Below are 13,042 nucleotides of genomic sequence, written 5' to 3'. Positions count from 1 at the left end.
TGGTCCTGAGGATGCAAGCCTCTGCCGGTTCCGGCTGCGGCCCCCGAAGACCCGCGCCGCGCGGACCGGTGGGCCCGCCGTGCCGGAGGTCCGGTACGGCGGGCCCACGCGGGAGAGGGCGGGGTCAGGCGAGGTTGAGCTGCCAGGAGACGCCGAAGCGGTCCGCGACCCAGGCGAAGCGCTTGCTGAAGCCGTAGGAGTCGAGCGGCATCATGGTCCCGCCCTTCTCCGACAGCGCCGCGTACAGCCGCTCGATCTCCGCGTCGGAGTCGCACTGGACGTACAGCGAGACCGCCGGGGTGAAGGTGAAGGCGTGTGCCGTCGGGCTGTCGATGGCCATGTACTCCTGACCCGCCAGGCTGAACGTGGCGTGCTGCACGGTGCCCTCCTTACCGGGGCCATCGGAGCCGTAGCGGGTGATGTCGAGGATCTTCGCGTCGTCGAACAGCGAGATGTAGAACGTCATCGCCTCCTCGGCGGCGCCCTCGAACATCAGGAAGGTCGTGATCTTCTGCGTCATCGGGTGAACTCCTCATGAGTGTTGAACGAGCCGCCGTCGTCCGGCGGGCTCGGGGGTTGGGGCCTGAGCTTCCGGGACGGCTCTCAGGGGGTGTAGAAGGCGATGGTCCGTTCGGCCGCCGCGGTGGCCTCCTCCCCGGTGGCTCCGGCGGCGCGGTGGGCCTCGCCCCAGGCCCGGCCGCTGGCCGCGATGAAGGCCGCTCCCTCGGGACTGCGGCCGAAGCCCTCGGGGTCCGATACCGGCTCGCCCGTCCGCAGGTGCAGGACCAGGCCCAGCAGCGCCAGGTCCCAGCCGAGGCCGACGGCTCCGGGGCCGTACTCGTCCCACATCTCCGGCGGGACGGCGGCGGTGTGGCGCAGTTCCAGCCGCGTGGCGTCGCCGTCCTCGGCCAGCCGTACCTCGACCTCCGAGGTTCCGCCGCCGAAGACCCAGGTGAGCCTCAGGTGGCGGGGCGGCTCGCAGGCGAGGATCTCACCGCCGGCGTTGCCCTGGATCTGGTAGTGGCCGCCTTCCCGCAGGTCGCCGGTGACCGGGGAGAACCAGCGGGCGATGCGGTCGGCGGTGGTGATGGCGTCCCAGACGTCCTTGACCTCGGCGTCGTAGCGGCGCCGGACCAGGATCGACTTGGTCTCGCCGTCGGCTCCCACCTCCCGGTGGGCGAGGCCGACCTCGTCGATGATGTCCTTCATCGGTTCTCCTCGTGTCCGGTGGGATCTTCGGGGCCGTCTGCGGCACGGCGCCGCTCGCGTCTGCCGCGGGCCAGTTCGGTCGCCAGCGCGTCGAGGCGCTGCTCCCAGAACCGGCGGAAGGGCTCCAGCCACATGTCGACCTCCCGCAGCGGCTCCGCTTCGACGGCGTACAGCCGTCTGGTGCCCTCGGCCCGCACCCTGGCGAAGCCGTTGTCACGCAGCACCCGGAGGTGCTGGGAGACGGCCGGCTGGGAGATCCCGTACTCGTCTCTGATCACGGCGGTCACCTCGCCGGAGCTCAGCTCGCCGTCGGCCAGCAGCTCCAGGATCCGGCGCCGGACCGGGTCCCCGAGGACGTCGAATGCGTGCACGCGACAATGATTCAGCCAACGCTTATATAAGTCAAGCCGTATGCTCTGGTCTCTCCGACGGTTGCGGGCCCGGTCCCGCCGCGCCGGAGGAACCGCCCGGCCCGGAGGCGATCATTTTCCGTTCCCGAAAAGTGAATCTGACCCGGGGCCGCCGCTCGAATGACCCTGCATGGGGCACAGCCAACAGGTGAACAGGGGAAGATCCGGTCTCGGCGCGGTGAACGGCGACGCGGCGGAGGAGGCGAAGCCCACCGGGAAGGACGGACCGCTCACGGGTGGTCCACGGGTGCTCGGTCTGCTCGGCTGCGCCCTGCTCCTGGTGATGATCGCCGCCCAGGTCGCGTCCGGGCTCCAGCCGCGGCCGATCCTGTTGACCAGCGTGGTGGTGCTCCTGCTGGCGGCGAGCGCCGTGGCCTTCGCGGGAAGGGCGCACACCTTCCCGAGGGCTCTCACGGCGTTCGCCGCCGCGGTCGTGACCGGGTACGCCGCCGAATGGGTCGGCATCCGGACCGGCCTGCCGTTCGGCGCCTACCACTACACCGGTGTGCTGCGGCCGCAGCTCGGCTCGGTGCCGGTCATCGTGGCACTGGCCTGGGGCGGGATGGGGCTGGCGGCCCACGCGACGGCCGCGGCGATCTTCCCGGCGGCGACGGCGTACGGCAGGGCCGCGCGGGTCGCCGCCGGGGCGGCGGCGCTGACCGCCTGGGACCTGTTCCTCGACCCGCAGATGCTCCGGCTGGGCCTGTGGGTGTGGCACGACGGCGGGCCGTACCGGGGAATCCCGCTGAGCAACTTCGTCGGCTGGCTGCTGGTGTCGGCGCTGGTCATGGTGCTGATCGACGTCATCGTGGCCGACCCGGCGGCGCGGAGCACAGGGCTGCGGTCCGTCTACGCGGTGATGGCGTTCATGGAGACCGTCGGGTTCGCGGCGGTGTTCGACCCTCCGGACCGGCTGGTGGCGGTGACCGGAGGGGCGTGCATGGGCGTGTTCGCCGTACTGGCGTGGTGGCGCGGACGCCGGGCCGGACCGGCGTGACGTCCCGGGAACCGGCCCGCGGAGGGGACGTTCCAGCGCCCGCCCGTGAACGTGGGGAGAACGGGACCCGGGGCAGACGGCGGCCGGGAGAGCCCGCGAAGGGAACGGGATCCGGAAGAGGACCGGCGGAGAGCACGGAAGGGCGGCGGGAGCGGCGGTGAACGCGGAAAGGGCGGCCGGGGTGGCGGGAACGGCGGAGCGGGCGGCCGAGGTGGTCGTGGTCGGCGGCGGGGTCGGCGGCATGGTGTCGGCGCTGCTGCTGGCCCGGCGCGGGCACCGGGTCCGGCTGTACGAGCAGCGGGACCGGCTGGGCGGCAAGCTGGCCGAGCACGTCCGGGACGGATTCACCTTCTCGATCGGCCCGTCCCTGCTGACGCTGCCGGAGGTGTTCACCGGTCTCGGCCTGGAGCTGGACCTGGTCGAGCTGGATGAGCTGTGCCGCTACCGCTTCGCCGACGGCTCGACGCTGTCGGCCCGGCGCGACCCGGGCCGGATGGCGGCGGAGGTGGACCGGCTGGCCCCGGGCGAGGGCCGCAACTGGCTGGCCTTCCACGACTGGGCGCGGGGCTGTTTCGAGGCGGCCCGGCGGGCGTTCTTCGCCGGGCCGCTCCTGCCCTCCTGGCCGCCGGTCCGGCCGCCGTCCGGCGGGGCGAGCCTGTCGGACCTGACGGCGGTCGCGCCGGGCCGTACGGTGGCCGGGCTGGCCCGGCGGTTCTTCGCCGACCCCCGGATGCGCCAGTACGTCGGCCGCTACGCGACCTACGCGGGCTCCAGCCCCTACCGGGCCCCGGCGGCGCTGGCCTGCATCCCGGGGATCGAGCACGGCGAGGGCGGCTGGTACGTCCCGGGCGGCCTGCCCCGCATCGCCGACGCGCTGGCCGCGCTGCTGGACAAGGCGGGCGTGGAGGTCCGTCTCGGCGCCGAGGTGCTCGACGTGCTGGACGACGGCACGCGGGTCACGGGCGTACGGCTGGCCTCCGGCGAGCGGGACCGCGCCGACGTGGTGGTGGCCAACACCGACGCGGCGGCGCTGTACGGGCGGCTGATGCCGGACCGGCGGCGGCTGCGGCGCGTCGCCCGGCTGGGCACGTCGTCGTCGGCGTTCCTGCTGCTGGCGGGGGTGGAGGGCCGGACCGAGGGGCTGGCGCACCACTCCGTCGTCTTCTCCGCCGACTACGAGCGGGAGTTCGGCGACATCTTCGACCGGCGGGTGCCGCCCGCCGACCCGACCGTCTACATCGGCTGTTCGGCGGTGGACGACCCGGCGCAGGCGCCGGAGGGCGCGGAGAACTGGACGATGCTGGTCAACGTCCCGGCCCGCGATCCGGGCCGGTGGCCCGTGACGCCGGAGGCGTACCGCGACCTGGTGCTGGAGCGGCTGGCCGCCCGGGGGTACGACCTGTCGGGACGGCTGCGGTTCGTGGACCTGTTCACCCCGGCCGACCTGCGGGAACGCTACGGATACTGGGGCGGGTCGATCTACGGCGGCGCCTACTCCGGGCGGCTGTCCACCTTCCGCCGGCCGGGCAACCGGGGGCCGCGGCGCGGCCTGTACCTGGTCGGCGGTTCGGCGCATCCGGGCGGCGGTCTGCCACTGGTGGCGATGGGCGGGCGCATCGTCGCCTCCCTGGTGGAGGAGGATTTCCCCTGTTGAGCATCGTGCCGGAAGCCACGCCGGAAGTGACGGCCGAAGCCGCGCCGGAGCTCGTGCCGGGAGTCGTGCCGGGAACCATGCCGGGAACGGCCGTATCGAAGGGATTCGCCGGATGAGGCTTCTCACCGCGGCGCAGGCCGCGGCCGCGCTGGTCGTCGCGGTGCGGCTGGCGCGGGGGCGTGACCGGCTCCCCCCGCTGGCGCCCGTCGCCGACGCCGCCGGGCGGATCTCGGTGGTGATCCCCGCCCGCGACGAGGAGCACCGCCTCGGCCCCTGTCTGGCGGCGGTGCTGGCCGACCCGGCCGTGGCGGAGGTGATCGTCGTCGACGACGAGTCGGCCGACGGCACGGTGCGGCTGGCCGCCGGGATGGGGGCGAAGGTCGTCGCGGGCGAGCCGCTGCCCGCGGGCTGGGTGGGCAAGCAGTGGGCGCTGCGGCAGGGCGTCCGGGCGGCCTCCGGGGACGTCGTGGTGACCCTCGACGCCGACGCCCGGCCGGGGCCGGGCCTGTTCGGCGCGCTGTCGGCCGAGCTGGACCGCTACGACCTGGTCAGCGTGGGCCCGAGGTTCGTCTGCGACGGGGTCGCCGAGCAGGCACTGCACGCGTCGTTCCTGGCGACGCTGGTCTACCGGCTCGGTCCCGTCGGCCCGTCCGCTCCCCCGCCGCCGCATCGCGTGATGGCCAACGGCCAGTGCATGGCCTTCCGCCGTACGGCGATGCTGGCGGCGGACGGGTTCGCCCGGGTGCGCGGGCACATGACCGACGACGTGGCGCTGGCCCGCGAGCTGGCGACCGGCGGCTGGTCGGTGGGGTTCCTGGACGCCGGGGGCCTGCTGGAGGTGGACATGCACTCCTCGGCGGCGGAGGTGTGGCGGGAGTGGGGGCGGTCGCTGCCGCTGCACGACGTCACCTCTCCCGGGCGGCGGGCCGCCGACCTGGCCGTGGTGTGGCTGACCGCGGCGCTGCCGGTGCTGCGGCTGGCGGCCGGGCGGCCGACCCGGCTGGACGCGGGGCTGCTGACCGTACGGCTGCTGCTGACCGGGGCGCTGCGCGGCAGTTACGTACGGCCGGGGCCGGGCGTGCCGCTGTCGCCGCTGCTGGACCCGCTGGCGGCGCTGCGGCTGACACGGGCGACGCTGCGGCCGGTGCGCCGCTGGCGGGGCCGCGTCTACCCGGACGGCGCCGGGGCCGCCGAGGCGTGGGCCGGGGACGGAGCCGGGAGCGCGCCCGGTGACCGGGAACGGGACACCGCCGGGGTCAGGACGGCCGGGGTGACCGTTCCGCCCGGGACGCCTGGCCGAAGCGCAGGCCGATGAGGCACATCAGCGCCCCGGTGGCCGCGACGTACCCGACCGGGGCGAGCAGGAGCTGCAGCACCGGCAGGCCGAACACGCCGACCCGCGCGCCGGCGGCGAAGGACCGGGTGACGAGGGTCGTCACGAGCAGGGCCGTGACGCCGAGCAGGAACGCGGGCGGGCAGATGACCGCGAAGCCGCCCGCGAAGGTGAGGATGGACCGGCCGCCCCGGAACCCGGCGAACACCGGCCAGGCGTGGCCGGTCATCGCGGCGGCCACCGCGAGGTACACCGGCAGGACGCCGCCGCCGGTCACCCCGCCGGGCCAGGTCAGCGGCCATCCGGTGACCGCCAGGGCGAGCAGCCCGGCGAGGGCGCCCTTGAGCATGTCACCGGCGAAGACCGGCACCGCGGCCCGCCGTCCCAGCAGTTCCATGACGTTCCAGAAGCCGGGGTTCCGGTCGCCCGCCTCCCGGGGGTCGAGGCCGTGCGCCCGGGTGACGAGCACCGCGACCGGCACCGAGCCGAGAAGGTAGCCGCCGATGACCGAGACGAGCACCGCGAGCGCGACGGGCAGGCCGGGCGGAGGAGTCATCGCTTCCTTCCATCTCACGAGATATGCGGATATAGGCGCTATGAAGTACATGGCGTTCGACCGGCCGGTGCTGGGGCGCACCCCCGGGCTGGTGTTCTGGCGGCTGCTGGGGACGGGCCGGGGCACGTCGATGAGCCTGGGCGCCGACCTGCGCCGCTGGGCGATGCTGGCGGTCTGGCGGGAGGAGGCGGCCCTGGACGGCTTCCTGGCCGGCTCGCCCGTGGCGGCGCGCTGGCGCACGGAGGCGCTGGAGTCGTGGCGGGTACGGCTCCGGCCGGTGTCGTCGCGCGGCCGGTGGGGCGGGACCGACCCGTTCGGCCTCCCGCCCGTGACCGCCCCGGGCCGGCAGGACGGTACGCCGGTCGCGGTGCTGACCCGGGCGGCGATCCGGCCCTCCCGGCTGGTGGCGTTCTACCGGTCGGTCCCCCGGGTGGACCGCCTGCTGGCCGGGCAGGAGGGATGCCTGGCCTCGGTCGGCGTCGGCGAGTGGCCGCTGGCCCGGCAGGCGACGTTCTCCCTGTGGCGGGACGCGGACGCGGTGCGCGACTTCGCCTACCGGGGGGCCGCCCACCGGAAGGTGATCGGGCGGACACGGGCCGAGAACTGGTACTCGGAGGAGCTGTTCGCCCGGTTCGCCCCGTACGGCAGCGAGGGCACCTGGAACGGCGTCGATCCCCTGGCCGGGTACGACGGTCCCTGAGATCCGGGCGGGACCGTGGGACACCCCTTCCCGGCCGTCGGCCACCCCGTGGCCGTCGCGGACGGCCTGTCCCGACGGGAACCGGTCCGGCGGGAGGCCGGCGGTGGAGCCGGTCAATTGACCGGCTCCACCGCCAGATGGTCGCCGACGCGGTCGGTGACGCCTCCGTCGGCGAGGTCCCGCGCGACGGCGCAGGCCCGGGCGACCGTGGCCGCCCGGGACGCGCCGTGGGCGACCACGACGGTGCCGGTGAGGCCGAGCAGCGCGGCACCGCCGTGGGTCTCGGGGTCGTAGAGGCGGGCCACCTCGCGCAGCGCCTCGGGCGTCGCGGCGCCGGTCCGCGCCACCAGGGCGAGCGTGGCGCGGACGGAGCCCTCGACGTTCTTGAGCACGACGTTGCCGGTGAAGCCGTCGGTGACGACCACGTCGACCGTCCCGGCCAGCACGTCGTGACCCTCGACGTTGCCGTGGAAGCGCAGCGGCAGGGCCGGCAGCAGCTCCCCCGCGCGGCGGGTCAGCCGGTTGCCCTTGCCCGGTTCGGAGCCGATCGACAGCAGGCCCACGGACGGGTCGGCCACGCCGAGCACGAGCCGGGCGTAGGAGGCGCCGAGCAGCGCGAACTGGGCGACCATCTCGGGCGTGGGGTCGGAGGTCGCACCGGCGTCGATCAGCACGGTCGCGCCGCCGGACGTCGTGGGCAGGGCGATCGCCAGGGCCGGGCGCAGCACGTTCGGGGCGCGGCCCATGCCCCGGATGGCGCACGAGACGACCGCGCCGGTGGAGCCGGCCGACACCAGCGCCGAGGCCGTGCCCTGCCGTACGAGCTGGCAGGCCACGCCGAGGCTGGAGGTGGCGGAGACCTCGGAGGCGGCGGTGCTGACGGCTCCGGCACCCCGTTCGGCCATGGGGACGACGTCCTCGGCGTGCACCACGCCGATCTCACCGGCGGCGCCGTGGCGTGCCAGCTCGCGGCGGATCTCCCCGGCGCGGCCGACGAGCACGACGGGGACGCCGTACTCGCGCGTGGCCGTGACGGCCCCGCCGACCGTCTCGGCCGGTCCGTGGTCTCCGCCCATGGCGTCGACGGCGACAGGCTGGGGCATCACGTTCTCCTCCGCGGGGGTGTCATGTCGTTGTCCGGCTCGGCGGCCGGGCGATGACGCCGGGCCCGGAGCCGGCCCGCTCCGCCGGCGTCACCACCCAGGCCGGGACGCCCGCCCGGTTCAGGGCATTCGTACGGTGACCCGGCGTTCGGCCCGGTCCGCGGCGGACGCCGCGAGCAGGTGCCGGGTGAAGATCGCCACCCTGCGGCGGCGGGACACGGCCACGCGGGCGCGCAGCACGTCGTGGCCGGCCGCCTCGATCCGGCCGAGGATGCCGCCGTACAGCTCGTAGGCCGCGCGGATGCACGGCCTCGACGAGGGGACGAGCAGGTCGATCCCCTCCATCGCGAGGCGGTAGTGGGCGTGCGCCCGGTCCGCCTCGAAGGCCAGCAGCTCGCGCAGGGCGGGAGTGGGGGCGGGCCGCCGCAGGTCGTCGACGGAGACGCCGAACCTGTCGAGGTCCTCCAGCGGCAGGTAGACCCGGCCGCGGGCGATGTCCTCGGCGACGTCGCGCAGGAAGTTGGTCAGCTGGAAGGCCAGGCCGAGCTGGCGGGCGGGCTCGCGGGCCTTCTCGGCGGCGCCGGGCAGGGTCTCCAGGACGGGCAGCATCATCGTGCCGATGACCGCGGCCGAGCCCTCCATGTAGTCGAGCAGGTCGGTGTAGGTGGCGTAGCGGGTGACGGTCAGGTCGGCGCGCATCGACCGCAGGAAGGCGTGGACGTCGGCGTGGTCGACGCCGAACGAGCGGACGGTCTGGGCGAACGCCGGCAGTATCGGGTCGTCCACCGGGTCTCCGGCCAGCGCGGCGGAGGTCCGGTCGGTGAGGGCGTCCAGCGCGGCGGCCCGGTCGCCGGTCATCGTGAAGGAGTCGACGATCTCGTCGGCGTAGCGGGCGAAGCCGTACAGGGCGTGGACGTGGGGGCGTTTCCAGGCGGGCAGCAGCAGGGTCGCCAGGTAGTAGGAGCGGCCGTGCCGGGCGTTGAGCCTGCGGCACAGCTCGTAGCTGCGGGTGAGGGTCATCGGGGGCTCTCCAGGATGCGTTCGGCGGCCAGCCGGCCGGAGATCAGCACCGGCGGCACCCCGACGCCCGGCGCGGTGTGCATGCCGGCGAAGTGCAGGCCGGGGACCCGCCTGGCGGCTCCGGCCGGACGGAACCAGGCGGTCTGGGAGAAGCGGTGGTCCAGGGCGAAGGGGGTGCCGGCCGAGTGGCCGAGCCGGGCCCAGGCGGGCGGGTCGAAGCGGAGGCGGGGACGGCCGGACAGGTCGCCGTAGCCGAGGTCTGCCATCCTGCCCAGCAGGCGGTCCTCCAGTTGCGGGGTGAGGCGGTCCCAGTCGGCTCCGCCGTCCAGGTTGGGCGCCGGTTCCAGCACGGTCAGCGTGGCGTGGCCGGCGGGCGCGGCGGCGGTGTCGGTCGCGGGGTAGGTGACCAGCAGGCTGGGGTCGGGCTGCGGACGTCCGGCGGCGAGGGCGGAGAACGTCGAGCGCCACCCGCGGCCGAAGTGCAGGGTGTGGTGGGCCTGGTCGTCCAGCCGCCGGTCGAGGCCGACGTGCAGCACGAGGCAGGAGGGCGAGTAGCGGGGACGGCGCAGCCGCCAGTCGCCCGCCGTCTTCGGCAGCAGGCCGTCGTGGGCGCCGGGCAGGTCGCAGGCGACCACGACGTGCCGGGCGGGGAGGCGCTCGCCGGTGTCGAGCCGGACCGCGGAGACGCCGTACGGGTCCGTCTCGACCTTCAGCGCCCGCGTGCCGTACCTGATCTCGGCTCCGGCCTTCTCCGCGGCGGCGGCCATGGCCTGCGGGATGGCGTGCATGCCGCCGTGCCGGGGGAAGAAGACGCCGCCGACGGTGTCCATGTGGGCGATGACGGCGTAGATCCCGAGGGCCTGCTGCGGGGACAGCCCCACGTACAGGGCCTGGAAGGTGTGCGCCCTGACGAGGCGGTCGTCGGTGAGGTGGGAGCGCACCAGGCCGTCGAGCCGCCGGAAGCCGCCGAGCGCGGCCAGCCGGGCCAGGACCAGCGGCCGGACGAGGTGGCGCAGCCGGGTCATGTCGCGGTCGATGAAGGCGGGCCACTCGGCGGCGAACAGCTCGCCGAGACGGGCGCGGAACCGCCGGTAGCGGTCGGCCTCGGCCGCCCCGCACAGCGCGCGGACCTGCTCGATCATGGCGTCCTCGCCGGGGACCACGTCGAGGTGGGTGCCGTCGTGGTAGCGCATCCGGTAGTACGGGTCCAGCCTGCGCAGCGGCAGGCGGCTCTCCATGTCCTCGCCGGCCGCGGCGAAGGCGTCGGCCAGCACCTCCGGCATGGTCAGCACCGACGGCCCGGTGTCGAAGCGGTAGCCGTCCAGACTCGCGGTCCCGCAGCAGCCGCCCGGCACGTCGCGGGCCTCCACGACCGTGACGTCACGCCCGGAGCCGGCCAGCCGCATCGCCGCGGCGAGGCCGCCGAGCCCCGCGCCGATCACCACGGTCCCGCCCGCCCCGCTCATCGGGCGCCCCCGTCCGTCCCCGGCGGCGCGCCGGTGCGGTGCTCGGTCTCGCGGGTGCCGGTGGCCATGGGCATCGCTCCTCTGCGTCGGTGAAGATGACTTCGGGAACGGGAGCGTGTCCGGATGCGCATTCGCGGTGAAGATTCGAAACCTTCATCCGCCGCCGGCGAGGCCGTCCGGCCTGACGGCGTCCTGCCCGACAGCGTCCGTCCTGACGCCCTCCGGCCCGACACCCTCCGCACCTGCGGTCTCCGCTCTGGCGGCGCGCTCCTCCAGGAACGCCCTGCCCTCCTCCAGCAGGCCGCGCCGCACGTCGGAGTCCAGCCAGGCGTTCAGCTGGCCGGGGCTGGAGAAACGGAACACCACCATCCACGTGTTCTGCTCGCCGGAGCCGGGCGGATATGTCTCCGTGCGCTCGAACCCGGGAAAACGGCGAGCGGCCTCGTTGGTCCTCTCCTGCCATCGGCGGTATTCCTCTTCACATCCCTTACGGACCCGCGAGGAGATCATGACAATGGCGCCTTCGCCGCTTTTCCTGCCACTCACGCTCGGTTCCACCCCGACAACTCTATGCAGTTCACCACGGAGAAGGATGAGTGCGACACACAGGGTGACGTGATCACCCGGGGCGGATTCCGTCAATTCTTCTTTACGGGCCCCGGATCCACCGGGACGCCCGAACCTTCTCCGGAAACGGGCACCGGCGTTTCCGGAGAAGGACCGCACGCGAAACGAGCCGCGGGCCAGGCGGGCCGGGCCGTCAGCCGGCCTGGTCGCCCGGCGGCAGGTAGGGGCTCTCCTCCTCGGCCGTCTTCTGCGGCGCGACGCCGGTGGCGTCCTCCGGTTCGGAGGTCCCGTACGGCCTGCCGGTCCGCTCGTCGACGCCGGCCTCCCGGCGGCCCTGCTCGCGCTCCCGGGCCGCGAGCTCCTCGGGGCCGCGGGTCTCGCTGACGCCGACGCCCATCGGCCCCACGGGGGCGGGCTCGGTGGAGGAGATCCCCTCGCGCTCCGCCCGCGACGCCTCCCGTTCCGGCCCCAGGCCCTCCGGCGGGGGTCCCCAGGCGCGGTCGCCCGCCTGGACCACCTCCTCGCTCGCCCGGCCCACGGCCGGTGAGAAGCCGTGCCAGACGGCGCCGCCGGGGGCGGGGCCGGAGGGGCCGCCGTCCCGTGCCGTGTCCTGTCGCCTCTCGCGGTGTCTTCCCATGTCCGCCACCCCCGTGGGTCTCGGTCGATCAGCAGGTTCTCGATGGGTTCCGGGTCCCCTGGACCCCTGGACTCCGGGGCCCGGGATCCGTGGTCCCGGGCTTACGGCGGGGTCGTCAGCAGATCCTCGGCAGCGGGTCGCCGACCAGCAGGTCGACGATGCGGGTGCCGCCGAAGGACGTCCGCAGCAGCACCAGCCCCGGCGGGTCGTCGGCGATCCGCCCGATGACCGCCGCGCCGGAGCCGAGCGGATCGGAGCGCAGCGCGGCGAGGGCCGCGTCCGCGGCCTCCCCGTCGACCACGGCGACCATCCGGCCCTCGCACGCCACGTACAGCGGGTCGAGACCCAGCAGCTCACACGCCCCGCGCACGGCGGGCCGCACCGGGATCGCGTCCTCGTCGAGCACGACCGCGACCCTGGAGGCTCCGGCGATCTCGTTGACGACGGTCGCCACCCCGCCGCGGGTGGCGTCGCGCAGGCATCGCACCCGGCCGTCGCAGGCGTCCAGCAGCCGCCCGGTCAGCCCGTTGAGGGGCGCGGTGTCGGAGGCGAGGTCGGCCTGGATGTCCAGCTCGCCGCGGGCGATCATGACGGTGACGCCGTGCTCGCCGATCGGGCCGGACACGATGACCGCGTCCCCGGGCCGGGCCGCGGCGGCGCTGAGCCGTACCGGGTGGTCCATCGTGCCCACCCCGGCGGTGGTGATGTAGCAGCCGTCGGCCTTGCCCCGCTGGACGACCTTGGTGTCGCCGGTGACGATCCACACGCCCGCCGCCCGCGCCGCCGCCGCCATCGAGGCGGTCACCCGCCGCAGGTCGGAGACGGGGAAGCCCTCCTCGACGACGAAGGCCGCCGACAGGTAGCGGGGGTGGGCCCCGCACATCGCCAGGTCGTTCACGGTGCCGTTGACGGCCAGGTCGCCGATGTCGCCGCCCGGGAAGAACAGCGGCGTCACCACGAACGCGTCGGTGGTGAGGGCGAGGCCGTCGAAGACCGCGCCGTCCTCCAGGGGCTCCAGCAGCGGGTTGCGGAACTCTTCCAGGAACACCGCCTCGACGAGGGTGTGCGTCGCCTTGCCGCCCGCGCCGTGCGCGAGGGTGACGCGGTCCTCCCGGACGCGGGCGGGGCGGCGGCGCGCCCGCTCGATGCGCTCCAGCACCAGCGCCTCGCGGTCCCGCTCCGCCCTCTCCGCCGGTCCCCCGGAGACCCCCGGCCCCCCGGAGACCCCCGGTCCCGGGGAACTTCCCGGCTTCTCGAAGACCTCAGGTCCCCGGGGACCCCCCGGCCTCCCGGATGCCTCAAGCCCCAGGGAACCTTCCGGCTCTCCGGAAGCCGGAGCCGGGGAGTCCGCCCGGTGGCCGGGACGCGCCGCCTCGCCGGCTCCGGTGGT

The 13,042-nt window shown here is 74.9% G+C and carries 14 protein-coding genes; 4 read left to right on the top strand and 10 right to left on the bottom strand.

The window, feature by feature from the left end; genetic code table 11:
• Positions 1–124 precede the first annotated feature (124 nt).
• The 3 genes from ACZ6W9_RS23415 to ACZ6W9_RS23405 form a co-directional block, all read right to left on the bottom strand.
• Positions 125–520, bottom strand: coding sequence for a VOC family protein (locus tag ACZ6W9_RS23415; protein WP_470119598.1), 396 nt, complete (start codon positions 518–520; stop codon positions 125–127).
• 83 nt (positions 521–603) lie between these two features.
• A complete protein-coding gene (locus tag ACZ6W9_RS23410; protein WP_389963817.1) occupies positions 604–1,209 on the bottom strand; it encodes an SRPBCC family protein in 606 nt (201 codons plus the stop codon).
• The gene (locus ACZ6W9_RS23405) at positions 1,206–1,580 is read right to left on the bottom strand and encodes an ArsR/SmtB family transcription factor (protein WP_389963820.1); all 375 of its coding nucleotides are present in this window, start codon (positions 1,578–1,580) and stop codon (positions 1,206–1,208) included. Before ACZ6W9_RS23405 ends, ACZ6W9_RS23410 begins: the two co-directional genes overlap by 4 nt.
• A gap of 169 nt (positions 1,581–1,749) precedes the next feature.
• Here ACZ6W9_RS23405 and ACZ6W9_RS23400 point away from each other — a divergent pair, with 169 nt between their 5' ends.
• The 3 genes from ACZ6W9_RS23400 to ACZ6W9_RS23390 all read left to right on the top strand — a co-directional run bounded on the left by ACZ6W9_RS23400 (position 1,750) and on the right by ACZ6W9_RS23390 (position 5,585).
• Positions 1,750–2,616: a carotenoid biosynthesis protein gene (locus ACZ6W9_RS23400; protein WP_389963822.1), complete on the top strand. Its 867-nt coding sequence runs from the start codon at positions 1,750–1,752 to the stop codon at positions 2,614–2,616.
• 157 nt (positions 2,617–2,773) lie between these two features.
• Complete coding sequence (locus ACZ6W9_RS23395) at positions 2,774–4,270, top strand: phytoene desaturase family protein (protein WP_389963825.1); 1,497 nt, start codon at positions 2,774–2,776, stop codon at positions 4,268–4,270.
• Positions 4,271–4,382: 112 nt separating this feature from the next.
• The gene (locus ACZ6W9_RS23390; RefSeq protein ID WP_389963828.1) at positions 4,383–5,585 is read left to right on the top strand and encodes a glycosyltransferase family 2 protein; all 1,203 of its coding nucleotides are present in this window, start codon (positions 4,383–4,385) and stop codon (positions 5,583–5,585) included.
• On the opposite strand, the gene ACZ6W9_RS23385 is transcribed toward ACZ6W9_RS23390, so the two are convergent.
• Positions 5,527–6,159, bottom strand: a complete 633-nt coding sequence (locus ACZ6W9_RS23385; protein ID WP_389963830.1) for a glycerol-3-phosphate acyltransferase — start codon at positions 6,157–6,159, stop codon at positions 5,527–5,529. The genes ACZ6W9_RS23390 and ACZ6W9_RS23385 overlap by 59 nt on opposite strands.
• Positions 6,160–6,199: 40 nt before the next feature.
• Here ACZ6W9_RS23385 and ACZ6W9_RS23380 point away from each other — a divergent pair, with 40 nt between their 5' ends.
• Positions 6,200–6,859: a spheroidene monooxygenase gene (locus ACZ6W9_RS23380; protein WP_389963833.1), complete on the top strand. Its 660-nt coding sequence runs from the start codon at positions 6,200–6,202 to the stop codon at positions 6,857–6,859.
• A 113-nt stretch (positions 6,860–6,972) separates the two neighbouring features.
• On the opposite strand, the gene plsX is transcribed toward ACZ6W9_RS23380, so the two are convergent.
• The 6 genes from plsX to hypE form a co-directional block, all read right to left on the bottom strand.
• Positions 6,973–7,962 carry a phosphate acyltransferase PlsX gene (plsX, locus tag ACZ6W9_RS23375; protein WP_470119594.1) on the bottom strand — a complete coding sequence of 330 codons (990 nt, stop codon included), beginning with the start codon at positions 7,960–7,962 and terminating at the stop codon, positions 6,973–6,975.
• 120 nt (positions 7,963–8,082) lie between these two features.
• Complete coding sequence (locus ACZ6W9_RS23370) at positions 8,083–8,982, bottom strand: phytoene/squalene synthase family protein (RefSeq protein ID WP_389963835.1); 900 nt, start codon at positions 8,980–8,982, stop codon at positions 8,083–8,085.
• Complete coding sequence (crtI, locus tag ACZ6W9_RS23365) at positions 8,979–10,448, bottom strand: phytoene desaturase family protein (protein ID WP_389963838.1); 1,470 nt, start codon at positions 10,446–10,448, stop codon at positions 8,979–8,981. The genes ACZ6W9_RS23370 and crtI overlap by 4 nt, the downstream gene beginning before the upstream one ends.
• A gap of 153 nt (positions 10,449–10,601) precedes the next feature.
• Positions 10,602–10,817, bottom strand: coding sequence for a putative antibiotic biosynthesis monooxygenase (locus tag ACZ6W9_RS23360; protein WP_389963841.1), 216 nt, complete (start codon positions 10,815–10,817; stop codon positions 10,602–10,604).
• A 391-nt stretch (positions 10,818–11,208) separates the two neighbouring features.
• Positions 11,209–11,652: a hypothetical protein gene (locus tag ACZ6W9_RS23355; protein ID WP_389963844.1), complete on the bottom strand. Its 444-nt coding sequence runs from the start codon at positions 11,650–11,652 to the stop codon at positions 11,209–11,211.
• 115 nt (positions 11,653–11,767) lie between these two features.
• Complete coding sequence (gene hypE, locus ACZ6W9_RS23350; RefSeq protein ID WP_470119590.1) at positions 11,768–12,811, bottom strand: hydrogenase expression/formation protein HypE; 1,044 nt, start codon at positions 12,809–12,811, stop codon at positions 11,768–11,770.
• Positions 12,812–13,042: the final 231 nt, after the last annotated feature.

The sequence above is a fragment of the Streptosporangium sp. NPDC053982 genome (assembly GCF_055585205.1).
This window is presented reverse-complemented; position numbering and strand designations above follow the sequence as displayed.

Bases quoted from the DNA above. Each gene is read 5' to 3' on its own strand.
- ACZ6W9_RS23415 (WP_470119598.1), bottom strand. From the start codon at position 520: ATGACGCAGAAGATCACGACCTTCCTGATGTTCGAGGGCGCCGCCGAG.
- ACZ6W9_RS23410 (WP_389963817.1), bottom strand. From the start codon at position 1,209: ATGAAGGACATCATCGACGAGGTCGGCCTCGCCCACCGGGAGGTGGGA.
- ACZ6W9_RS23400 (WP_389963822.1), top strand. From the start codon at position 1,750: ATGGGGCACAGCCAACAGGTGAACAGGGGAAGATCCGGTCTCGGCGCG.
- ACZ6W9_RS23390 (WP_389963828.1), top strand. From the start codon at position 4,383: ATGAGGCTTCTCACCGCGGCGCAGGCCGCGGCCGCGCTGGTCGTCGCG.
- ACZ6W9_RS23385 (WP_389963830.1), bottom strand. From the start codon at position 6,159: ATGACTCCTCCGCCCGGCCTGCCCGTCGCGCTCGCGGTGCTCGTCTCG.
- ACZ6W9_RS23380 (WP_389963833.1), top strand. From the start codon at position 6,200: ATGAAGTACATGGCGTTCGACCGGCCGGTGCTGGGGCGCACCCCCGGG.
- plsX (WP_470119594.1), bottom strand. From the start codon at position 7,962: ATGCCCCAGCCTGTCGCCGTCGACGCCATGGGCGGAGACCACGGACCG.
- ACZ6W9_RS23370 (WP_389963835.1), bottom strand. From the start codon at position 8,982: ATGACCCTCACCCGCAGCTACGAGCTGTGCCGCAGGCTCAACGCCCGG.
- crtI (WP_389963838.1), bottom strand. From the start codon at position 10,448: ATGAGCGGGGCGGGCGGGACCGTGGTGATCGGCGCGGGGCTCGGCGGC.
- ACZ6W9_RS23360 (WP_389963841.1), bottom strand. From the start codon at position 10,817: ATGGTGGTGTTCCGTTTCTCCAGCCCCGGCCAGCTGAACGCCTGGCTG.
- ACZ6W9_RS23355 (WP_389963844.1), bottom strand. From the start codon at position 11,652: ATGGGAAGACACCGCGAGAGGCGACAGGACACGGCACGGGACGGCGGC.